Genomic DNA, 21,400 nt, shown 5'->3' with positions numbered 1-21,400 from the left:
TTCATGAATATATCGGCAATGCTCCAAATGGCACTTTCTATGGCCATATTTGGTTCTATAGGATTTTTTACAGGAAATACTGGTATCCCAGCAGCAGAATTGGTCTTTGTTCGTTGTATTTGTGCGACAGTTTTTTTAGGCTTTTGTTGGTTAATAACCGGTCGGTATAAGGTGGAAGCTTGGAAAAAGTCAGAGGTTTTACAGACGCTAGTTTGTGGAGTGTTTTTAGTGCTGAATTGGGTTTTTCTATTTATAGCTTTCGAAAGAATGTCCATTACGATAGCCATTTCTATTTATAATCTTGCACCAATCTTTGTATTAATATTAGGAACTATACTTTTGAAGGAAAAGATGTCAGTACAATCGTTGCTAGCAATAATTGTCTGCTTCCTCGGTAGTGTTTGTATTATAGGGTATGACAGTATTGGGACGTTCTCAGACTTTATAGGGTCAGGGTTTGTATGGGCTATACTTTCTGCATTTTGCTATGCAATGACCATGCTGCTTGGTAAAGGGATTAGCGGATTAAGTGCCTTTGCGATGACATTTATCCAGACCGGAATCGGAATTGTAATTCTATTGCCTTTTATGGACTTTGATGTGTTTCAAGGTTTGACCGAATCCAATTGGCTGTACATATTAGGAACAGGTTTAATACATACAGGTTTTGTATACTACTTATTTTTTAATAGTTTAAGAAAGTTATCGACGGTTGTCATTTCTGCTTTAGTTTTTGTCGACCCTATTGTTGCAATTTTATTAGATACAATTTTATTGGATTTCCGCCCTTCTGTATTGCAATCCGTCGGAATATTGCTAGTCTTTGGAGGGATTATTTATACTTTAATTGGTCCGAAGCCACTAACTTATAAAATAGATTAATTGTTTCCCGGGAAATAATAAAGTCGAGTTATGGTATATTTTTTACAGGAGGGATTTCGTGGCTAACTATACATATGAACAACCTATTGATATTGAGGAGACTCCGAAAACCTCTGTTTATAACGAAAAGGGAGAAATCGTTTATACATTTCAACGATATTATTCGAACAGTTTTAAAAAAAGGCTAGATAAAGTAATGGATTACCGCTACTTTCTTTGGTATAACGTTTACGACACAAAAGGTCAGTTAATATTTATGTGTAAGAAAATATCTCGTAAAGGAAAGGTCTATTTTGAAGCGTTCGACAAAATCGAACATAAGAAATATATAGTTGCGTATGACAAGTGGAAAGAGCTCGTCCCAGATTTACTAATCACGGATGGTAATATACAGATTAGATTAGACAAGGAAATGGAAGATTGGTCTAAATTTGTTTATAATGAAAATGAGATTGCAAGGTGGAAAGCAAATCTTGATGGGGTATTTAAAATTCAACTTGAAGTGAAGGACAATTCTCCTGTAAATAATGCAGCATTCTTTATCGCAATTTGTCAGTGTGCTTTGTTTATAGGATCTTAATATAAAATATTTAAATAGATCAAGGGGTGAGCAGTATGAGTATTTACGATATTAAAGTAAAAAAATCAGATGGCGAAGAGTACGAGTTAAATGAGTACAAGGGAAAGCCAATGCTCATTGTTAACACGGCTACTAAGTGCGGTCTAAGCGGTCAGTTTGATGGACTTGAAAAAATATATAATGATTATAAGAGTGATGGACTCGTTGTACTAGGATTCCCTTCCAATCAATTCAAACAAGAATTAGGCAATGCGAAAGAAGCGGAACAAGCATGCCGAATGAGCTATGGTGTCACATTTCCTATGCATGAAATGACGAAACTTAACGGAAAAGATGCACATCCATTATTTCAGCATTTAACGACAAATAGCAAAGGATTCTTATCAAGTAGCATTAAATGGAACTTCACTAAATTTCTTGTCGATAAAAATGGAGATATTATTAAAAGATACGCACCAACAGATAGCCCAGAATCGATAAAAGCAGACATTGCAAAAATAATTTTGACTTAAATATTAAAACCTGAATAGGGGATATTCAAGTTTTTTTATGTTTGAAATTAGAAATGGTAGGGAATAACAGGAAAAAAAGATGAAATGGGGAGATACGATGGGGGAATTAGTAGAAAAAGAACAAACACTTTTAGCGTATTATATATGTAACTTCTTAGAAAAAAACGAAAAAAACGCAGATGAACTTGGTGAAGTTTTATCGAAAGCATTAGGGAGTAATTTGACTGAAATTCAGGATGAACTGAATGACAAAGGTTTATTGAGTGATCATGATAAAATGATTACCAATGAGGGGATATTATATATAGATAATATATTACACATTCAATCCGATGCTGTAGAAGGAAACAAATTAGCGTATGTGAAGGATAACCTTTTAACATATGAAATAGAGTTATCTGTTCCAGAAATCAAAGAATATATTTATAAGCATGTCGGAATTGAATAATATATAGTACACGTTTGACTTCTTACGAATAGTCAAACGTGTTTTTTGAAAACCAGAAAGTATATACTTTCTGGCTCTTGCTTCAGACTTGCGAAAAAAGCCAAGGAGCACCTTTAGCATTCTTCTAGCGCTTTACCTAGCAGTACCCAATGTCAATCATAGGACTGACTACGTAAACTTAGGCACCCTGCGTTTTTCTATTAAGTAACCTATAGGAGAAATTCATTTTCTATGGTAAGATTCTTCTTATTAAAAATTCAGGATAAAGAAGGAGTCGCAGTGGTAGTTACTAAAAAGAACAATTTAGGTGAAAGGTTAAGCTTATTCACTTTGACTTGGCCAATATTTTTAGAAGTATTCTTATTTATGTTAATGGGGATTGCAGATACATTTATGCTCAGTGCCCTTTCGGATGATGCCGTATCAGGAGTAGGAGCAGCAAATCAGTATATTCATATAGCTATCTTAGTATTAGAAGTTGTCGGAAATGGAGCGGCAATTGTTGTTTCTCAATATTTAGGCTCGAAGCGATATATAGAAGCATCGAAAATTTCCGGCTTGGCAGTAACATTAAACTTATGTGTGGGGATTCTCCTTAGTATCGGTTTCATTATATTTTCTAAAAGTATGATGACTGCGATGAATTTGCATGGGGATGTGTTAGTCCATGCTCATCAATATTTGACTATTGTCGGCGGGGCAATTTTTTTGCAGGCAATTATTAATGCTCTTGCGGCTATTATTCGTGTGCATGGTTATACGAAGCAGACTATGTTTGTTTCTCTTGGGATGAACATTATTCATGTTATAGGAAACTATGTATTGATTTTTGGGAAATTTGGTTTTCCAGAATTAGGTGTACAAGGTGCTGCTATTTCATCTGTTCTAAGTCGTTTTATAGCGTTACTGGTATTCTTCTGGTTGCTTTACCAAGTGATGGAGTATCGAGTACAAGTTCATTATTACTTCACAATGTCCAAAGAGTATATTAAAAAGATTTTACGAATTGGCCTTCCATCTGCATTTGAACAGATCTTATATCAAGGCTGTCAAATTGTATTCTTATACTACGTTACTTATTTAGGAGCCGAATCATTAGCGGCAAGGCAATACGCTGTGAATATATCGATGTTCACGTACTTATTTGCTATCGCAATTGGAATGGGAACAGCGATTATTGTCGGACGTTTTGTAGGTGCAAATGAAAAAGAAGAAGCATATAAATCCGTATGGTTTAGTGTGAAGTGGGCTATCGTTTTTACGATAACAATGGTAACGATCGTAATAATCCTACGTTATCCATTAATGGGTCTATTCACCGACAATAAGGAAATTATTGAAATAGGAGCATCTGTGCTACTACTAAGTTTTATATTAGAAACTGGGCGCACAATAAATATAGTAATTATCAATTCTTTGCGTGCTGCTGGTGATGCAACTTTCCCAGTATTTATGGGAGCCTTATCTATGGTAATGATGAGTTTGCCATTAGGCTATTTTTTAATCTTTGTATTGGATTTAGGTTTAGCTGGAGTTTGGCTAGCAATAGCAGCGGATGAATGGACTCGTGCCACAATTATGTACTTTAGATGGAAAAGCAGACGCTGGGAAAGGTTCGCTCTTATACAGCCAACGTTAGAAGAAGATGGACTAAGAGAGAGCTAGGCAGATTCCTGTCTAGTTCACTCTTGGTCTTTTTTTCTACTCGCAAAGCTTGGTGCTGTATGTGAAGTGATTCATGAATTCGGCAAACGGTTGAGAAACACTCTAGATCCTACAGATTGTGTTGCAAGACTAGGCGGCGATGAGTTTATCGCTTTGTTGACAAATATTGATAGTGGAGAACAAGTTATGAAAAAAGCAGAAAGTGTTCAACAAGCAATCAGTGCTCCTTGGACAATCCAAGGCAACTTATTGAACATCACAACGAGTATTGATATTGCACTATCGTCGATACAAGGTACTACAACAACATCTATTTTTAAAGAAGCTGACAAAGCTATGTATGATGCGAAAAATGCTGGTAAAAACTTAGTTCGTTTTAATCGCTCTAACTAAAAAAACATCTTTGGTAGAGAATTTGACTGAAGATGGTTTTTTAATTAGATTAAAGTTAATAGTTGATATTGTATAGAAAAATGAGCTTGGAGAAGCATTTCTAAGTTTATTTTTATCTATCTTTTTTTGCTAAAGCACCTCGTTAGTGAGATAAGTACCTAATTACCAATCTGGTCCATCATTACTATCAGTCACTTTAAGGCTAATTACATTATAAAGAGTTGTACATTCATTTTAATTATCATTACTTATTTGATTTCCTCAGCCAACTCCAAAATAATTCCCTCTGGACCACGAACGTAGCATAATTTATAACTTTCTTCATATTGCTGTATCTCACTAAAGATTTCCGTACCTTTCTTTTTCAAGTTGGCAACAACAGCTTCAATATCTTCAACAGTAAATGCAATATGTCGGATGCCCAGTGTATTTGCAAAGGTTTGCTGAATATCATTTTCATCTGACGGTGAATAAAATTTGATTAGCTCTATCCATGTCTGGCCGTCGGGCATTCCCAATCCTACACACGCTACTTTAGCGTCATTAAGCCCAACTGCATATCCCATCAACTCTCCTTCCATTTCCCATTCCCCTTTTACCTCAAGTCCAAAATCGAGAAAAAACTCTTTAGCGGCAGAGAGATCATTTACGATTACACTCACATGATCTATTTTTTTGATCTTCAAATTTCATACCTCCTATGTTCCTGTTATTTCAAAACCTGTATTCGTGTAAGGTTTGTTTGTATTCTAATTCGCTTAAAACAGAAAATATCCTTCTTCAAAAAACCTGCTGCTATAGTACTATAAGAAAAAAGGCTTTACTCCTTCTTGAAGTAAAGCACTCGTTAACTGAAGAAGAAAAGTGAAGCTTATTCAACACTCGTGCCCGTTTGAAGAAATATATTCCCTTCGATACAAGAATAAACTCTATCATTAAGGGAATTATATCTTTCAAAAGGTGGTGTACTGATGAATAAAATTATATTATCCACTTTTACTTTTCTTTTACTCATTTTTAACGGAACAGCTGCAGAAGCAAATCCAAAGACTGAAGCAATACCCCAAAACCAATTCCCAAGTTTAATGGAAAGAGCATTTATGAGGAGCCTTGATGAAACTATCCTTGATATAATGAGTAATCATGGGGATAATCAGTTATTTGAATACGGGAGAATAGAAAAAATATCTGGAAACGATCCATATGACGTCTCGTTAAGGGTCATCGGGTTTGAAGGGGCGCATAACCCACCATATAAATTAATTCGTATGACCATTCGAATACCTGGAGATAAGGGTGCTAATTATAGCGTTTTGTCGTATTCTCATCGTCTTATCTCTGACAAAGAATTTGATAAGCTAACTGAATACGCTACATATGATTAGAGTGGCTATCCTAAAAAATTATATGTTTTTCGCAACCTGACCTTATTGTTGAACCCGAGTTAAACAGCACTATTCAAGTAACCTGCTTCGTTAATTGAAGTGACCAATTTCACAATCTTAATATTTATTCTAACGTATATATCCAGTGCCAATGTAATGTAGGGAAACCCATTCGTTATATACATTTACGATTAATCAACCTATTCCTTTAACAGAGCCTTTTCTTAAAAAGAAAGTATCTTATCTTTATAGGATGGCGGGATAAATGTCATAAGATTACCGAAGAAAAAAGAAGATGGTCGTGACGTCAGTCACGACCATCTTCTTTAAAAAATCAACCGGTAATAATATAGCAACAAGACTGTCAAAGCCTACTGAAAACTGTAGAAACAGGCTTTGACATTAAAGGAACAAATATTTTTTTCGCCAGTTTTTCTTATAACCTTGCTAGAAGTGCAAACACTACTTTTCTCTTTTTAAAGAACCTTATGCTAACAAATAGAAAGTACCTTTAACTTCTTCAATTGTTCTACTGCTCTTCTTAGTACTTCAATATCCTGTACTAACGCAACACGAACATAGCCTCTTCCAGCGGATCCAAATACTGTTCCTGGTACCATTACGACACCAGTTTGATCAATTACTTCGAAGACAAAATCCTTGTCATTCATCTCATAAGGATATTTTGCCCAAACGAACATCCCTCCAGTAGAAGGTGCGACTTTCCAGCCAAGTTCAGTTAATGCGTCCGTTAGGAAATGATGTCTCTCTGAAAATATTTTGCGCAAACGATCTGTTATTTCCTCTGCATGGTTTAAGACAACAATACCAGCCTCCTGAATAGGTCCATAAATTCCGAAGTCTAAATTGGACTTTAGCTGTTTCATAATTTCGATCATCTCAGCGTTTCCTGCGATATAAGCAATCCTTGTTCCAGCAAGGCTAAAGCTTTTCGATAAAGAGTTGATCTCCATCCCTACGTCTAACGCGCCTGGTGTAGAGAGGAAACTGCTTGGTGAATCCCCGGTAAAATAGAATTCCGAATAAGCCGCATCATGTAGGATAACTACATTGTATTTCTTGGCAAAGGCAACGACCTTTTTAAAGAACATTGGATCAGGCATTGCCGGAACCGGATTCCCTGGTAAATTTAATATCATTAGTTTTGCTTTGTTAGCAATCTCTTCTGGTATTGCGTCTAAATCAGGTAAAAACTTGTTTTCTTCTAATAGCTCCATATAATAGGGTGCAGCACCGGCAAGTTTAATACCAGCATCATATGCTACATAACCTGGGTTTGTCGTAAGAATGATATCTCCTTCGTTACAAAAGGCAATTGGGAGATGAACGAGTCCTTCTTGGGAACCCATTGTTTGAACAATTTGCTTCTCTGGATCCAATAAAACATTGGAGCGACGTTTATAATAATCTGCAACAGCTTCATTGAAGCGTCTAGTTCCAGTAAGTGTATAACCATACGAATCTGTTGCATAGCTAAGATCTGATAATACTTTTCTAGCACGTTCATCAGGTGGAAGGTCGGGACTACCTAAGCTTAAATCATATAATTCAAAGCCTTGAGCTTCCTTGGCAGCAGCGGCGGCTTTTAAATCACCAAAAATAGCTTTTTCAAATAATGACATTTTAGTAGATGGTTGGACCTTCAATATAAGCACTCCTAACGCTATATAAATTTTTATGTTTTATCATATCACAATTTTCAATAAAATAGGCAAAGTTATTAATGCAAACTGAAAAAGCTACCATCCTTCACCTGAAGAGATGGTAGCTTTTCATTAGTTAAGAAAATAAGTTTAAAGCAACAATCCTTATGAAAGAACAAAATATGCAAATAATACAGATCGAATGATTAAAAATGTATAGACTTGTATATCCTTTTTTAAGAAGTTCCGAGTAAGATCATTATCTTTAAGGAGACAATCTATATGACAGAAAAACCAAAAAACTATTCAAGAAGAGACTTTTTAAAAACCACAGGGATTGCTACTGGAGCTTTAATAGGTGGTGGTCTGATCGGGGGGTTCGTAGGATTAAATGCAAATAAGACAGACCAAAATGTATCGGATACAGGCACTACAAATCATGAAATGGCATCTAACCAGGGATTTCAATTCTTTCAAACTCAGAGAGAGTTTGATGTGCTTTCAAATGCTACAGAACGGATTTTGCCAAAAGATGATTTAGGACCAGGGGCAATTGATTTGGGGGTAGCTTATTTTATCGATCGTCAACTAGCTGCGCAGTATGGGAGCAATACGAAAGAGTATATGCACGGTCCATTTGCTGTAGGTGCTAAAACCCAAGGATATCAAAGTCGTTTGACGAGAGCATCCATTTTTAGGCAAGGAATTGCTAAGTTAGAAGAAGAGGCTAAAAGCAGATTTGACAAAGGATTTTCCAGTTTAGAGGCCGAACAAATGGATGAAATTTTAACTGCTTTTCAAAATGATGAAGTTGCAATGACAGGAGTTACTTCAGCATTTTTCTTCCGCTTGCTTCGAACGGCGACGTTGGAGGGGGCCTATGCGGATCCTATGTACGGGGGCAACCGAAATATGGCGGGTTGGAAGATGAAGGAGTTTCCTGGTCATCAAATGGCTTATATTAATGTAATTGAAGAGGATAAGTTCCAAAAAATTGAGCCAAAGTCACTTGGCGGAATGTAAAGGAAAGAAGAGGGATATTACTATGGCTAATACATTACCAAAAGTAGATGTTGTTGTGGTTGGTTTGGGCTGGACCGGCGGAATCATAGCTGCAGAATGTGCTAAAGCAGGGTTAAAGGTGATTGGTTTAGAAAGAGGAAGAAAAAGAGGGACAGAGGACTATCAAAAAATACATGATGAATATCGTTATGCTGTTCGTTATGAATTAATGCAAGACTTATCTAAAGAGACAATTACGATTCGAAATAACCGGAAGATGCCTGCATTACCAATGAGACAGTTGAGTTCTTTCTTACTCGGTGAGGGGCTAGGCGGTTCGGGAACACATTGGAATGGACATACATGGAGGTTTTATCCGTATGATTTTCAAATTAAAACGATGACTGATGAAAAATATGGTCCCAATAAATTATCCAGTGATTATTTGCTTCAAGATTGGGGAGTTACCTACGATGAGCTAGAACCTTATTTTTATAAATATGATCAAACTGCAGGGATTTCTGGAGAAGATAAAAACCCTTTTTGGGGGAAGAGAGCTCAAGACTTTCCTACTCCACCTATGAAAAAGACTGCCATTTTGAAAAAGTTTGAAGGAGCAACCAAATCACTAGGATATTCGCCGTTTATGCTACCTTCAGCTAATTTATCGGAAGCCTATACGAACCCAGATGGGGAGGTTATTAATGCATGCCAATACTGTGGTTTCTGTGAGCGATTTGGTTGTGAATATGGAGCAAAAACATCTCCCGAAATAACCGTTATTCCTACCGCTGAAAAGACTGGGAACTACGAATCAAGGTTTCATGCAAATGTAATGGAAGTCATAAAAAATGGAAATAAAGTCACTGGGGTAAGATATTTGGATACAGAGTCTGGAGAAGAATTTATCCAAGAAGCAGAGGTAGTTGTTCTGGCAAGCTACGTTATGAATAATGCCAAGTTACTCATGGTATCTAATATTGGGCAACAATATGACCCTGAAACTGGAAAAGGTACACTTGGTAAAAATTATTGCTATCAAATCTTACCTGGTGCAACTGGGTACTTTGAAGATCAAATGAACACATTTATGGGGGCGGGGGCCCTTGGCATGTCCATCGATGATTATAATGCGGATAACTTTGATCATAGTGATTTAGACTTTATTCATGGTGGTAGCATTTCCATAACCCAAACCGGCTATAGACCTATCGAAACGAACCCAATACAACGAGGTACAGCAACCTGGGGAGCAGAGTTTAAGAAAAATTCTATCTACAATTACACTCGTACATTATCAGTTGGAGCTCAAGGTGCCTCGATGCCACATAAGGAAAACTACCTTTCCTTAGATAGTAAATACAAGGATGCTTACGGGATACCGCTACTCCAAATGACTTATAATTTTACGGATCAGGATAGAGCTTTGCATAAGTATATTACAGAAGTATCAGCAAATATTATGAAGGAAATGGGAGCGAAAACGGTAGAAGGTAAGGATGTCATTACTGACTACGATATTGTCGGCTATCAAACAACTCATAATACGGGAGGGACTATTATGGGGGCTAATCCTGAAAATAGTGTAGTAAATACATTTTTACAACATTGGGATGCAGAGAATTTGTTCGTAGTAGGGGCAGGAAATTTCCCCCATAACGGAGGGTATAATCCGACAGGAACAGTGGCAGCACTAGCCTATAAAAGTGCGGAAGGAATTATTAAATATAGTAAATCAGGTGGTTCGCTTGTTTAATATATAATAATTTTTAGTATGATTAAAATGTCAGAACTCAATAATATAAAGAAGCCAACTATTACTGCTAAAATAGTTGGCTTTTTGATTTGTTATTAAGGAGAAAAAACCAAAATGATTTAGTACAAATAGTTGAGTTTATGGTATGATTAATCTAATAACCAGGTACTAATAACAGGTATAATATACGCGAAAAATAAATTGGAGGTACTATATGAGAGACTTAATACAATTAAAAGATAAAAATGTTGTTGTTATGGGAGTAGCGAATGAGCGCAGCTTAGCATGGGGAGTAGCGAAGTCTTTATTTGAAGTAGGGGCAAATGTTATATTTACATACCGTAAAGAACGCTCCCTTGGAAAAATAGAAAAGCTATTGAAAGATAATAATTTAGAGGCAAAACTAGTAGTAGAATGTGATGTAAATAGTGATGATAGTATTAAGGCTGCCTTCCAACAAATTGGAAAGGAAGTTGGAGTAATCCACGGTGTAGTTCACTCAGTTGCTTTTGCACATGCGGAAGATTTAAAAGGGGACTTTTTACAAACTTCAAGAGAGGGCTATGCTTTTGCACAAGATACAAGTGCTTATTCACTAATTGCTGCAGCTAGAGAAGCAACGCCTTTTATGACGGAAGGTGGATCTATCGTAACAATGACATACTTAGGTGCTGAACGTGTATTAGAAGGCTACAATGTAATGGGAATCGCCAAAGCATCTCTAGAAGCATCTGTTAAGTATTTGGCTTTGGACCTTGGGAAAAACAATGTACGTATAAATGCTATTTCTGCCGGAGCAGTTCGCACACTGGCAGCAAAAGGAATCTCTTCTTTCAATACAATTTTGCATCAAATTGAAGAAAAGTCTCCGTTAAAACGAAACGTGACGCAACAAGAAGTAGGAGATATGACCGTTGCACTCTTAAGTAATTTATCAAGTGGTGTAACAGGCGAGGTTATCTTTGTAGATTCTGGCTATAATATTATGGGCTAAATTAATATTCAATCATAAAAGCGGTGGAAGATGATTTAATCATTTTCCACCGCTTTTAATCTTAATCTCAGAAAATCTACGACGTGATCGTTGTCTAAATATAAAACGTGTAATCCTCTGGTAACTCACGTTTTAAGAATTTCTTCGTGCGTTCTTCTTTTGGGCTTACGAAAATATCATGAGGTGTACCTTCTTCAACTACTACTCCACCATCCATAAAGATAACTCAGTTCGCGACATCTTTTGCAAAGGACATTTCATGTGTAACGACTAACATAGTAGTACCTTCATTGGCAATATTTTTCATGACCGTTAGTACTTCTCCAACCAACTCGGGGTCTAATGCAGAGGTTGGTTCATCGAATAGAATAATATCGGGGTTCAATGCTGCTGCTGACCGCCAGAAAGCTGACTAGGATAGGAATCATATTTGTCCGATAAATCTACCTTTTCCAAAGCTTTTTTACCAATATCAATTGCTTCGTATTTAGGTATTTTACGACGATAATGAGACCCTCCGTTACATTTTCGAGAGCTGTTTTATTATTGGATAAATTATAATTTTGAAATACGAAAGCTGTATTTTGTCGAATGGTGTGGATATCTTTTTTAGAGGCATCATGCAAATTTACTTGTAAATCGCCAAAAGTTGCCTTACCACTATCGGCTTTTTCTAAAAATTTAATGCAGCGTAGTAAAGTAGTCTTACCAGAATCACTCAACTGCTGCTAATTTTAAATACTTTTTCATGTTCATTCTCCTTATCATTTCACTTAGTTTTTATTTTTAACTTCTTCTAACGCCGAAAGTGCCAGCTTTTTAATGGTCATATCATCCATAGGAGGATTATGGAGTCCTGCTCGGACATCTCGGTAATAACGTTGTAGTGGATTTGCTCGTTGCAAGCTTTTGGCTCCAACTAATCGCATCGCTTTGTCGACAATAGTAATAGCAGAATTAGTAACAATATGCTTCGCCACGCTTACTTCGTTGGATAGTAAATCTTTTGTAGACTCATTGTCATAGGCAGAAGCAACACCGTATATGACTATTCTAGCCTTCGTAAGCTCTAAATCTATTTCTCCGATGAGCTGCTGAACATTAGGTAGCTGTGCTATAGGTCCATCCAGGCTATTTGGTGAATGGGTATTGGCAAAATGTACTGCATAGTCTCTTGCTGCTTGTGCAATTCCTAGGTAAGTCGCTGGTATATGTAATAGCCAACCGTTTATCTTCCCGCCACTAGCGAATTCAGGGAGCTCTACTAAATACGATTCATGAACGATTACGTTATTTAGTACTAAGTCGTTACTGCTCGTTCCGCGCATGGATATTACGTCCCAGGTTTCTTCAATGGAAAGACCCTCTGTATTACGAGGAATAAGGAAGAAGCCAACTCTTTCTTTTTCCTCAATCCAAGCAGATGTTAAAAAGTAGGAAAGTACAGGGGAAGCGGTCGTAAATATTTTACGTCCATTTAATACCCAAGAATCTCCGTCTTTTATGGCAGTAGTTCCTGGTCTCCCTCCACGCGTCGGACTTCCAGTTTGAGCCTCACTAACAGAACGATTTACGAGTGCCCCGTTAAATACTTCTGCCGCAAAAAAGTCTAGTTTCTCCTTCGTCCATAGTTTGTTTTCGAATAATTCACCAACTACACCTAAGCTCCAACCTACAGATAAAGCCGTATTGGCATCAAAGCTAGCAAGTGTTTCTTGTAGAAGAACCATATCGTAGACAGAAAACCCTTTGCCACCATACGATTCGGGTAGAGTAAGGCTTGCATATCCAAGTTTGATTAGATCCTCTACATTTTCTTTTGGGAAAATAGATTGTTCATCGATTTGGGCGGATTTGCTTTTAAACTTATCTTCTAACTCATATAAACGGCTAATCCATAGTTGCTGTTTTTCCGTTTTAATGTACAAATTATTCAAGTTGTCATCTCCTTTAATTAAATTATTCCTATTTGTTAAGTCGGTATTGAAAGGAAATAAAAAACCCTTCTCAAAATGAAAAGAGTAAGTAGTAGATTTATGTACACTTATCTCTCAATTTTCTTGCTGGAAGTAGCACCATACCAATATTTGTGGCGGTTGCTGAAGCATCATCGGACCAGTCCCTCAGCTTCTCTTAATAAGTAGTATGCAGTTGTTGAAATAATCGTACTACTTCATTTTGATGAAGTCAATACTAGTTCTTATCGTTTTACTGTGACTTAGATTTTTCTAACTCTGCTATTTTATGAATTACAAATAAACGCATCTAAGAGGTAATTTATAAAGATGTTTTTACGAAATTTTATGGGGTATTAATAAATGTGAAGATAAATATATAAGGGAGGAATTTAGTTGGATAAGAAAGTAAATGAAAACAGCAAAAATGAACAATTAGAAGAATTCCGTGTAGACGATCAAGGACAAGCAATGACTACCAATCAAGGACTAAAAGTATCGGAGGACGAATTCTCTTTAAAAGCGGGAGAACGAGGACCTACTTTGATAGAAGACTTTCATTTCCGTGAAAAAATGACGCATTTTGATCATGAACGTATTCCAGAGCGTGTTGTACATGCAAGAGGATATGCGGCTCATGGGGAGTTTGAGCTATACGAATCTGCGAGTGAATTTACAAAAGCGAAATTTTTACAAACACCTGGCACAAAGACTCCTGTTTTTGTAAGGTTTTCTACTGTGGCTGGATCACGTGGATCTGGTGAGTTAGCACGGGATGCTAGAGGATTTGCAACGAAATTTTATACGGAAGAGGGAAATTATGATTTAGTAGGAAATAATATTCCAGTTTTTTTTATACAAGATGCTATTAAATTCCCAGACCTAGTGCATGCTTTAAAGCCAGAACCACACAATGAAATTCCACAAGCAGCTACGGCTCATGATACGTTTTGGGATTTTGTTGCAAACAATCAGGAGACGGCGCATATGATAATGTGGGCGATGTCAGATCGTGCTATTCCACGTAGCTTCCGTATGATGGAAGGGTTTGGTGTAAATACATTCCGATTCATTAATGAGGCAGGTAAGTCCCATTTCGTGAAGTTTCATTGGAAACCGTTACTTGGTACCCATTCTGTTGTATGGGATGAAGCACAAAAGCTAAATGGGAAAGATCCGGATTTCCATCGTCGTGATCTATATGATGCGATTGATAATGGGGATTTTCCAGAGTATGAACTTGGTGTTCAACTAATTGCAGAAGATGATGAATTTATATTTGATTTTGATATTTTAGACCCTACTAAACTATGGCCAGAGGAAGAAATACCAGTAAAAATTTTAGGCAAGATGACATTAAATCGTAATGTAGATAATGTATTTGCCGAAACGGAGCAAGTTGCATTTCATCCAGGAAGTGTTGTACCAGGAATAGACTTCTCAAATGATCCGCTACTTCAGGGACGATTGTTCTCATATACAGATACACAATTAATCCGCCTTGGCGGACCTAATTTTCATGAACTACCTATAAATAGACCTGTTTGTCCGTTCCATAATAACCAACGTGATGGATATGGAAGGCAATCGATTAATGTAGGAAGAGTGAGCTACCATAAAAACTCTCTTGCTGGAAATTCCCCAACACCTGTTAGTGAAGCAGAAGGTGGATATACGCATTATCAGGAGAAGATAGATGCTCATAAAGTTCGAGCTCGAAGTGAGAGCTTTAAAGACCATTTCTCGCAAGCTACGTTATTTTGGAATAGCATGAGTGATCCGGAAAAAGAACATATTATTAGTGCATTCAGCTTCGAGCTTGGTAAATGTAAGGAACTGACTGTTCGCCAACAAGTGCTAGAAATGTTCGCGCATGTAGATTTGGATTTAGCAAGTAAGGTAGCGGAAAATTTAGGGCTAGTCGTGCAAGGTGTAAGTACTTCCACTAATACAAAATCTTCCCCAGCTCTTAGTCAGTTGAATACTGTTATGACGCCACAAACTAGGAAAATAGCTGTTTTAGTTGGAGAGGGGTTTGACGAGGATTTAGCAACGATTCTAGCTGATTTAAAAGCAGGTGGAGCAATGCCAGAAATAGTGAGTGATCATCATGGGTCAGTTACTGGAGCGGATGGGACGCTGCTACCGGTAGATCATACTTTCTTAACTGCTGATTCAGTACTATTTGATGCAGTATATGTGGCAAGCTTGCATGGTAAAACGGCCATGTTCGAAAAAGAAGCCTCGTATTTTGTCAAGGAAGCTTATGCTCATTTCAAACCAATCGCTGCTACATTTAGTGGAGAGCAACTAATCGATAATCTTCACTTTACTGGTCAAGCTGGAGTTCTTTGCAAAGAAACTGGCAATAGCTTTGTGGATAGTTTCTTAACTGCTATTGCTACGCATCGTTTCTGGAACCGGACAGTATAAACAATTAGGTGGGCATGTCCAGTTATTAGGGCATGCCTTTTTACATAGATTAAAAGGTTGAATTAAAGAGTATTTTATATCTTTATGTATAACAAAGGTGAAGTTTTACGGATACTGAGAGGAAAATGCCTGTGTCATATAGAATGTGATGAATAGGAGTAAAGCAGAGGAGGAAAGTTTCATGCACTACGTAATAATCGGAGGGGATGCAGCAGGGATGAGTGCGGCAATGGAAATTGTACGTAATGATCCAAGTGCTCAAATTACGACACTCGAAAAAGGGCATATCTATTCCTATGGGCAGTGTGGATTACCCTATGTAGTTGGAAAGCATGTGACTTCTTCAACAGACGTTATAGCTCGAAGTGTAGAAATGTTCCGAAGTAAATATGGCATTGATGCAAAGACAGGATATGAAGTGACAAAAGTCAATCCGATAAATAAAACTGTGTCAGGGGACATCCTGCAAACGAGAGATAATTTCATCATAAGCTATGACCATTTACTAATAGCAACAGGTGCTACCCCAGTTATTCCTAATTGGGATGGCAATCATTTGTTAGGGATTCATACGATTAAAACGATTCCAAATACAGAGGCGATTATCGCAGATTTAGAAAATGTTCAACAGGTTACTATTATTGGTGGAGGATATATTGGATTAGAAATGGCTGAAAACTTTGTCAGCATTGGAAAAAAAGTACGTATTATTCAAAGAGGCAATCAGCTTGCCGGCATATTTGATAACGATATTGCATGTTTTATACACGAACATGCAAAGGATAAAAATGTCGAAGTATTATTAAATGAAGAAGTTCAATCGTTTACGGGAGATACTCGAGTAAACAATGTAGTAACAGATAAAGGGAGCTATCCGACGGACTTAGTTTTAGTAGCAGTCGGAGTTAAACCTACAACGGACTTTTTAGATGGTACTGACATTCAAATGCATCCAAATGGAGCAATTGTAGTAAATAATCACTTAGAAACGAATGTGGAAAATATTTATGCGGCTGGAGATTGTGCAACACATTTTCATCGTATTAAACAATTGAATGATTATATCCCCTTAGGAACTACTGCTAATAAACAGGGGCGAATGGCTGGATTAAATATGATTGGTCAAAAAAATGAATTTAAAGGGATTGTTGGCACAACCATCATGAAATTTTTTGATTTGGCGCTTGGGAAAACTGGTTTGTCTGAGAAAGAAGCAGACCAGCTTGGTATTTCCTATGGCGTGCATGTCCAGGAAACGACTGACATCGCAGGCTATTACCCTGGTAAGGAAACAATGCATATGAAATTGATTTATCGTAAGGATGATCAACAGCTATTAGGTGGTCAAATTATTGGAGGAAATGGTGTAGATAAAAGGGTTGATGTATTAGCAACGGCACTTTATCATCGAATGTCCTTTTCTGAGCTATTGGATCTTGATCTTGCATATGCCCCTCCGTTTAATGGCGTTTGGGATCCATTACAGCAATTGGCGAAGCGAATCACGTCAAAAAAATAAAAAGTAATATTGACTATTTGAATTTTGTTGCATATACTAAAAAAATAAAAGTAACAAGCGAAGAAAAGGACATGAATCATTTTAAATTTTCTTATCAGAGAATAGGGCCACCGACTGAAAGCCCTTAAAGAAAAGCGAATGATTTACCGCCTTGGAGCAATTATGGGGAACGCATTTATGTAATTATCCATAATCGGGAAACCGTTATCTTGTATGAGCGCAATAGATTTTTTATGTTGCAAATTAGGGTGGAACCACGACCACACTCGTCCCTTTACCAGGGATGGGTGTGGTCTTTTTGTATTTAAATTAATATTCAAGCGAAGAAAAGGACATGAATCATTTTATACTTTCTTTTCAGAGAATGGGGTCACCGACTGAAAGCCCTTAAAGAAAGCGGAATGATTTACCACCTTGGAGCAATTATGGGGAACGCATTTATGTAATTATCCATAATCGGGAAACCGTTATCTTATATGAGCGCAACTATTTTTTATGTTGCAAATTAGGGTGGAACCACGACCACACTCGTCCCTTTACCGGGATGGGTGTGGTCTTTTTTGATAGGCAAAATTTATTTGAAAATGGAGGAATTCACATGTCAGTGAAAGCAGAAGAAAGAGTAAGTCATCAACAATTAGGTCAGCAATTGGAACTATTTATGTCGATGGAGGAAGCACCGGGCATGCCGTTTTATCTACCAAAAGGAATGATATTGCGAAATGAACTGGAAAATCTTTGGAGGGAAAAGCATCAACGAGCGGGATATCAAGAGATCAAAACACCCATTATGATGAAGCAGGAGCTTTGGGAAAAATCAGGGCATTGGGATCACTATCATGAAAATATGTATTTCGCAGATGTAGATGATCAAAAATATGCGATTAAACCAATGAACTGTCCTGGATCCGTTCTAATTTTTAATAGTAAGCGAAGAAGCTACCGAGAGCTGCCAATTCGATATGCAGAACTTGGGTTGGTCCATCGCCATGAATTATCAGGTTCATTGAATGGATTATTAAGAGTTCGAGCGTTTACTCAAGATGATGCTCATCTATTTGTATTGGAGGAGCAGATTGAAAGTGAGCTAGCGAAGGTGCTAGACCTTGTAGATGAATTTTACTCAGAATTTGGCTTTAGTTATAGAGTAGAGCTATCAACTCGACCAGATAATTATATGGGGTCTGCTGAGACTTGGAATCGAGCAGAGCAAGCGCTTGAAACAGTTCTTCAGCAGAAACAGGTAGAATACCAGATAAATGAGGGGGATGGAGCATTTTATGGTCCGAAAATTGATTTTCATATATTAGATGCCTTGGGACGTAGCTGGCAATGTGGCACTGTTCAGCTCGACTTTCAAATGCCTGAGAAGTTTGAGTGTCGATATATCGACGAAGACAACCAATTACGACAACCGATTATGATCCACCGGGCAATTTACGGGTCCATTGAACGATTTATAGCTATTCTTTTAGAACATTTTCAAGGTAGCTTTCCGCTGTGGCTGGCCCCGGTTCAAGTGAAGATATTACCAATTGCGGATGCGCATATCGAATATGCTGAGGACGTAAAGCAACAGCTTGAACAAGAGGGATACCGAGTGGAGATAGATAATCGGATAGAAAAAATTGGCTTGAAAATTCGTGAAGCAGCATTGCAAAAGCATCCTTTTATGCTCATTATAGGAGAACAGGAAAAGGAAAATAATGCAGTCTCTGTTCGGAAACACAAAGCCGGTGTTTTAGGTGAAATGAGTATTTTGGAATTTATTGAGGGATTAAACAAGGAGAAGAAAATATAAATACAAAATGCATCTCATTACAACAAGGATTTTCGGTAGTATATAACGAATGAAACTATTACGGAGGTCGTTGAATGGGAAAGTGGATATTATTATTTGGAGGACTTGCTATTTTAGCTAGTAATGCCTGGGGAATATACTCTATGTATCAACCGAGAGTAGGACCTATTGGAAACGGAGAAATTGCGAACTATGTTTGGGTCAGTATCTTTTTAAGTATATTAGCGGGGTTAATAGCTATTGCTCAATTTGTTGTATTACTTCTTTATGATAACCATAAAAAGAGATTCCCGAGATTGGAAACAGACCGATTTTTATTGCGACCGATTGAAGCCAGTGATGCAAGGGAAGTATTTCATTATTTTTCACAAGACGAGGTCACAAAGTATTATGATTTAAATACGTTTAAGGACTTAAAGGAAGCAAAAGTATTAATAAAAAATTGGCAAAAGCGATACCATAAAAAACAGGGCATTCGCTGGGGAATCGCAACAAAGCAAGATAATAAGATTATCGGTAGCTGTGGTTATCACGAATGGGAGAAGGATCACTTCAAAGCAGAGATTGGTTTTGAAGTGACTCCAGATTTTTGGCAAAAAGGAGTTATGACAGAGGTTTTACAGTCTGTTATAAGTTACGGTTTTGAGACAATGGAGTTAAATCGAATTGAAGCACTCTTTGATCCTGAAAATATGGCATCCCAAAAAACATTAGAAAAAGCAGGCTTTGTACATGAAGGTACTTTGCGGAAATCAGCGTTTGAAAAAGGACAATTTTGCGATGCGGCAATTTGTTCCTTGCTAAAAGAAGAGTTTGTTATGTAGCACAAGCTTGCTGAAACTTTGTTTTAAATGCACATGAATTATGTTAGGAAAGAAGTTTTTTTGGAGGTATAAGAATGGAATTAAGACAATTAGTAGCTGAGGATGCGAGTGCATACTGGGAGTTAAGGTTAGAAGCATTGCAAAACAGTCCAGAAGCATTTAGTACCAGCTATGAAGAAGCAATTCAACGGGAAAATCCAATCGAACGAGTGAAGGGAAATTTAAAGGTAAAGGGAAACTATACGTTTGGAGCGTTCGATCAACATAAATTAATCGGGATGGTCACTCTTTTACAGGAGAGTAGCTTGAAGATGAAGCATCGTGCTAATATTTTTGCCATGTATGTTAGTCCAATTGGCAGAGGAAAAGGTATAGGTAAATCCTTAATGGAATTGGCGATTGAACAAGCGAAATTTAGTCAAGAAATTGAAAAGATAAACTTATCTGTCGTATCAAGTAATGAAGCAGCAAAGAATCTTTATATTCAATTAGGCTTTAACGTATTTGGGATAGAAGAGATGGCATTAAAGGTTGGAGAAACTTCTTATGAAGAACTGCATATGTCACTTATTTTAAAATAGAGGGTGGAAATTATTATGACTAAAAAACCGGAAGTTAAATACCCGTCTTTCCAATCACCAGTACGTTCCATTTTTGAAAAGTTTTCTCGTGAGAAGGATGTTGCCTTAGTATATGGAGAACCCATCGTCATGGAGAGCAAGCAAATACTGCCTGTTGCCAAAGTAAATTATTTTGTGGGAGGGGGAAGTGGTGGACAATTGGATGAGGAGCAGGCTGTGTCAATTGGGCAAGGAGAAGGTGGCGGTGGTATTTTTACTATTAAGCCAATTGGGGTATATGAGATTACTGATAAAAAAGTTGAATTTAAGCCTATCCTCCCCATTAATCTGATTTTGACATTCGTTACGATTATATCGTTTGGTATAGCCTTGCTCATTAAGAAAAAACGTTAACCTATCAAACTAGGTAACGTTTTTTCTTCGTTTCAACCATTGAAAAATTGACAGTAACCCTAGTGCTGCAATTGCCCCTGATGTATCCAACATGACATCTTGAAGAGAAGCCGTCCGACCGCTTGTAAAAGATTGATGAAATTCATCGGCGATTGCAAGAAGCATAGTTATCATTACTGCTATAAGCTTACGGTACTGAACCTTTGGTAAAGCAATATAAATGGCAAGACCAATTAATCCAAAACAAATGAAATGTGTACCCTTTCTTATTAAAAACTCTATAAATGCATAGTATCCACGCTCCTCAACCGAAACTAGAATACCCCAATATGGAATTTGAAATATAGAAAGAAAAGACTCCTGTGGTTTGTTAGGGAGGTATGCCTTTAACATCTCCTGCATAGATTGCTGTTCAGCTGTTTGCCCTGAGAAAATAAATACAATAATAAGTAAGCTAAAAAGTGGTATAAGTTTTTTCATATAATGACCTTAGCATAAAAGTGACGAGTTTTCATATGGGAAAATAATTGTTCTTTTAATGAGATGGCTGCTAAGGTAGCATACTCACTATATAGGAAACCCGAGGAGCATCAGTATAGCTCTTCGAGTTTTG

The 21,400-nt window shown here is 37.2% G+C and carries 20 protein-coding genes, 1 pseudogene and 1 riboswitch; of the genes and pseudogenes, 16 read left to right on the top strand and 5 right to left on the bottom strand.

Annotated elements, in window-relative coordinates; all coding sequences use genetic code 11:
• Positions 1-3 precede the first annotated feature (3 nt).
• The 6 genes from ACN6MX_RS18365 (at position 4) to ACN6MX_RS18340 (ending at position 4,480) form a co-directional block, all read left to right on the top strand.
• A complete protein-coding gene (locus tag ACN6MX_RS18365; protein ID WP_419960250.1) occupies positions 4-882 on the top strand; it encodes a DMT family transporter in 879 nt (292 codons plus the stop codon).
• Positions 883-940: 58 nt separating this feature from the next.
• Positions 941-1,462 (top strand): tubby C-terminal domain-like protein, encoded by a 522-nt coding sequence (locus ACN6MX_RS18360; RefSeq protein WP_419960249.1) that lies wholly within the window; start codon positions 941-943, stop codon positions 1,460-1,462.
• 35 nt (positions 1,463-1,497) lie between these two features.
• Positions 1,498-1,974, top strand: a complete 477-nt coding sequence (locus ACN6MX_RS18355; RefSeq protein WP_419960248.1) for a glutathione peroxidase — start codon at positions 1,498-1,500, stop codon at positions 1,972-1,974.
• A 97-nt stretch (positions 1,975-2,071) separates the two neighbouring features.
• Entirely contained in the window at positions 2,072-2,422 is a 351-nt protein-coding gene (locus ACN6MX_RS18350) for a hypothetical protein (protein WP_419960247.1), read from the top strand.
• Between the two features lie 231 nt (positions 2,423-2,653).
• The gene (locus ACN6MX_RS18345) at positions 2,654-4,087 is read left to right on the top strand and encodes an MATE family efflux transporter (protein WP_419960246.1); all 1,434 of its coding nucleotides are present in this window, start codon (positions 2,654-2,656) and stop codon (positions 4,085-4,087) included.
• A gap of 66 nt (positions 4,088-4,153) precedes the next feature.
• On the top strand, positions 4,154-4,480 hold the full coding sequence (locus ACN6MX_RS18340) for a diguanylate cyclase domain-containing protein (protein ID WP_419960245.1): 327 nt from the start codon (positions 4,154-4,156) through the stop codon (positions 4,478-4,480).
• Positions 4,481-4,728: 248 nt separating this feature from the next.
• Here the strand turns inward: ACN6MX_RS18340 and ACN6MX_RS18335 are convergent, their stop codons facing one another.
• On the bottom strand, positions 4,729-5,166 hold the full coding sequence (locus ACN6MX_RS18335) for a VOC family protein (RefSeq protein WP_419960244.1): 438 nt from the start codon (positions 5,164-5,166) through the stop codon (positions 4,729-4,731).
• A gap of 285 nt (positions 5,167-5,451) precedes the next feature.
• On the opposite strand from ACN6MX_RS18335, the gene ACN6MX_RS18330 reads away from it, so the two are divergent.
• Positions 5,452-5,865 (top strand): hypothetical protein, encoded by a 414-nt coding sequence (locus ACN6MX_RS18330; protein WP_419960243.1) that lies wholly within the window; start codon positions 5,452-5,454, stop codon positions 5,863-5,865.
• 491 nt (positions 5,866-6,356) lie between these two features.
• On the opposite strand, the gene ACN6MX_RS18325 is transcribed toward ACN6MX_RS18330, so the two are convergent.
• The gene (locus ACN6MX_RS18325) at positions 6,357-7,532 is read right to left on the bottom strand and encodes an aminotransferase class I/II-fold pyridoxal phosphate-dependent enzyme (protein ID WP_419960242.1); all 1,176 of its coding nucleotides are present in this window, start codon (positions 7,530-7,532) and stop codon (positions 6,357-6,359) included.
• Between the two features lie 279 nt (positions 7,533-7,811).
• Between ACN6MX_RS18325 and ACN6MX_RS18320 the strand changes: the two genes are divergently transcribed.
• From ACN6MX_RS18320 to fabI, 3 genes are all read left to right on the top strand, one after another.
• A complete protein-coding gene (locus tag ACN6MX_RS18320) occupies positions 7,812-8,552 on the top strand; it encodes a gluconate 2-dehydrogenase subunit 3 family protein (RefSeq protein ID WP_419960241.1) in 741 nt (246 codons plus the stop codon).
• A gap of 22 nt (positions 8,553-8,574) precedes the next feature.
• On the top strand, positions 8,575-10,287 hold the full coding sequence (locus ACN6MX_RS18315) for a GMC family oxidoreductase (protein ID WP_419960240.1): 1,713 nt from the start codon (positions 8,575-8,577) through the stop codon (positions 10,285-10,287).
• 214 nt (positions 10,288-10,501) lie between these two features.
• Positions 10,502-11,281, top strand: a complete 780-nt coding sequence (fabI, locus tag ACN6MX_RS18310; RefSeq protein ID WP_419960239.1) for an enoyl-ACP reductase FabI — start codon at positions 10,502-10,504, stop codon at positions 11,279-11,281.
• A 94-nt stretch (positions 11,282-11,375) separates the two neighbouring features.
• Here fabI and ACN6MX_RS18305 read toward each other — a convergent pair.
• Both ACN6MX_RS18305 and ACN6MX_RS18300 read right to left on the bottom strand, forming a co-directional pair.
• Positions 11,376-12,000, bottom strand: a pseudogene (locus ACN6MX_RS18305) (amino acid ABC transporter ATP-binding protein); the annotation flags it as partial.
• A 54-nt stretch (positions 12,001-12,054) separates the two neighbouring features.
• Positions 12,055-13,218 (bottom strand): acyl-CoA dehydrogenase family protein, encoded by a 1,164-nt coding sequence (locus ACN6MX_RS18300; RefSeq protein ID WP_419960238.1) that lies wholly within the window; start codon positions 13,216-13,218, stop codon positions 12,055-12,057.
• Between the two features lie 104 nt (positions 13,219-13,322).
• Positions 13,323-13,424, bottom strand: a riboswitch (SAM riboswitch).
• A gap of 208 nt (positions 13,425-13,632) precedes the next feature.
• Between ACN6MX_RS18300 and ACN6MX_RS18295 the strand changes: the two genes are divergently transcribed.
• From ACN6MX_RS18295 to ACN6MX_RS18270, 6 genes are all read left to right on the top strand, one after another.
• Positions 13,633-15,669, top strand: a complete 2,037-nt coding sequence (locus ACN6MX_RS18295) for a catalase (RefSeq protein WP_419960237.1) — start codon at positions 13,633-13,635, stop codon at positions 15,667-15,669.
• Positions 15,670-15,850: 181 nt separating this feature from the next.
• Complete coding sequence (locus tag ACN6MX_RS18290) at positions 15,851-17,188, top strand: FAD-dependent oxidoreductase (RefSeq protein WP_419960236.1); 1,338 nt, start codon at positions 15,851-15,853, stop codon at positions 17,186-17,188.
• Between the two features lie 598 nt (positions 17,189-17,786).
• Positions 17,787-18,989: a threonine--tRNA ligase gene (gene thrS / locus ACN6MX_RS18285; protein WP_419960235.1), complete on the top strand. Its 1,203-nt coding sequence runs from the start codon at positions 17,787-17,789 to the stop codon at positions 18,987-18,989.
• Positions 18,990-19,063: 74 nt separating this feature from the next.
• Positions 19,064-19,813, top strand: a complete 750-nt coding sequence (locus ACN6MX_RS18280) for a GNAT family N-acetyltransferase (protein ID WP_419960234.1) — start codon at positions 19,064-19,066, stop codon at positions 19,811-19,813.
• Between the two features lie 74 nt (positions 19,814-19,887).
• Positions 19,888-20,394: a GNAT family N-acetyltransferase gene (locus tag ACN6MX_RS18275; RefSeq protein WP_419960233.1), complete on the top strand. Its 507-nt coding sequence runs from the start codon at positions 19,888-19,890 to the stop codon at positions 20,392-20,394.
• Between the two features lie 15 nt (positions 20,395-20,409).
• Positions 20,410-20,787 (top strand): hypothetical protein, encoded by a 378-nt coding sequence (locus ACN6MX_RS18270; protein WP_419960232.1) that lies wholly within the window; start codon positions 20,410-20,412, stop codon positions 20,785-20,787.
• Between the two features lie 9 nt (positions 20,788-20,796).
• On the opposite strand, the gene ACN6MX_RS18265 is transcribed toward ACN6MX_RS18270, so the two are convergent.
• On the bottom strand, positions 20,797-21,267 hold the full coding sequence (locus ACN6MX_RS18265; RefSeq protein WP_419960231.1) for a VanZ family protein: 471 nt from the start codon (positions 21,265-21,267) through the stop codon (positions 20,797-20,799).
• Positions 21,268-21,400 lie beyond the last annotated feature (133 nt).

The sequence above is a fragment of the Psychrobacillus sp. BM2 genome, from assembly GCF_048572895.1.
Classification (GTDB): Bacteria; Bacillota; Bacilli; order Bacillales_A; family Planococcaceae; genus Psychrobacillus.
The sequence above is the reverse complement of the archived record's forward strand: the minus strand, read 5'-3'. Positions and strand labels throughout refer to the sequence as shown.

What these genes read in the sequence shown, in the direction of transcription:
- ACN6MX_RS18265 (WP_419960231.1), bottom strand. Translation starts at nt 21,267, where the DNA reads ATGAAAAAACTTATACCACTTTTTAGCTTACTTATTATTGTATTTATT.
- ACN6MX_RS18270 (WP_419960232.1), top strand. Translation starts at nt 20,410, where the DNA reads ATGACTAAAAAACCGGAAGTTAAATACCCGTCTTTCCAATCACCAGTA.
- ACN6MX_RS18330 (WP_419960243.1), top strand. Translation starts at nt 5,452, where the DNA reads ATGAATAAAATTATATTATCCACTTTTACTTTTCTTTTACTCATTTTT.
- ACN6MX_RS18345 (WP_419960246.1), top strand. Translation starts at nt 2,654, where the DNA reads ATGGTAAGATTCTTCTTATTAAAAATTCAGGATAAAGAAGGAGTCGCA.
- ACN6MX_RS18280 (WP_419960234.1), top strand. Translation starts at nt 19,064, where the DNA reads ATGGGAAAGTGGATATTATTATTTGGAGGACTTGCTATTTTAGCTAGT.
- ACN6MX_RS18355 (WP_419960248.1), top strand. Translation starts at nt 1,498, where the DNA reads ATGAGTATTTACGATATTAAAGTAAAAAAATCAGATGGCGAAGAGTAC.
- ACN6MX_RS18290 (WP_419960236.1), top strand. Translation starts at nt 15,851, where the DNA reads ATGCACTACGTAATAATCGGAGGGGATGCAGCAGGGATGAGTGCGGCA.
- ACN6MX_RS18320 (WP_419960241.1), top strand. Translation starts at nt 7,812, where the DNA reads ATGACAGAAAAACCAAAAAACTATTCAAGAAGAGACTTTTTAAAAACC.
- ACN6MX_RS18275 (WP_419960233.1), top strand. Translation starts at nt 19,888, where the DNA reads ATGGAATTAAGACAATTAGTAGCTGAGGATGCGAGTGCATACTGGGAG.
- ACN6MX_RS18315 (WP_419960240.1), top strand. Translation starts at nt 8,575, where the DNA reads ATGGCTAATACATTACCAAAAGTAGATGTTGTTGTGGTTGGTTTGGGC.
- fabI (WP_419960239.1), top strand. Translation starts at nt 10,502, where the DNA reads ATGAGAGACTTAATACAATTAAAAGATAAAAATGTTGTTGTTATGGGA.
- ACN6MX_RS18350 (WP_419960247.1), top strand. Translation starts at nt 2,072, where the DNA reads ATGGGGGAATTAGTAGAAAAAGAACAAACACTTTTAGCGTATTATATA.
- ACN6MX_RS18365 (WP_419960250.1), top strand. Translation starts at nt 4, where the DNA reads ATGAATATATCGGCAATGCTCCAAATGGCACTTTCTATGGCCATATTT.
- thrS (WP_419960235.1), top strand. Translation starts at nt 17,787, where the DNA reads ATGTCAGTGAAAGCAGAAGAAAGAGTAAGTCATCAACAATTAGGTCAG.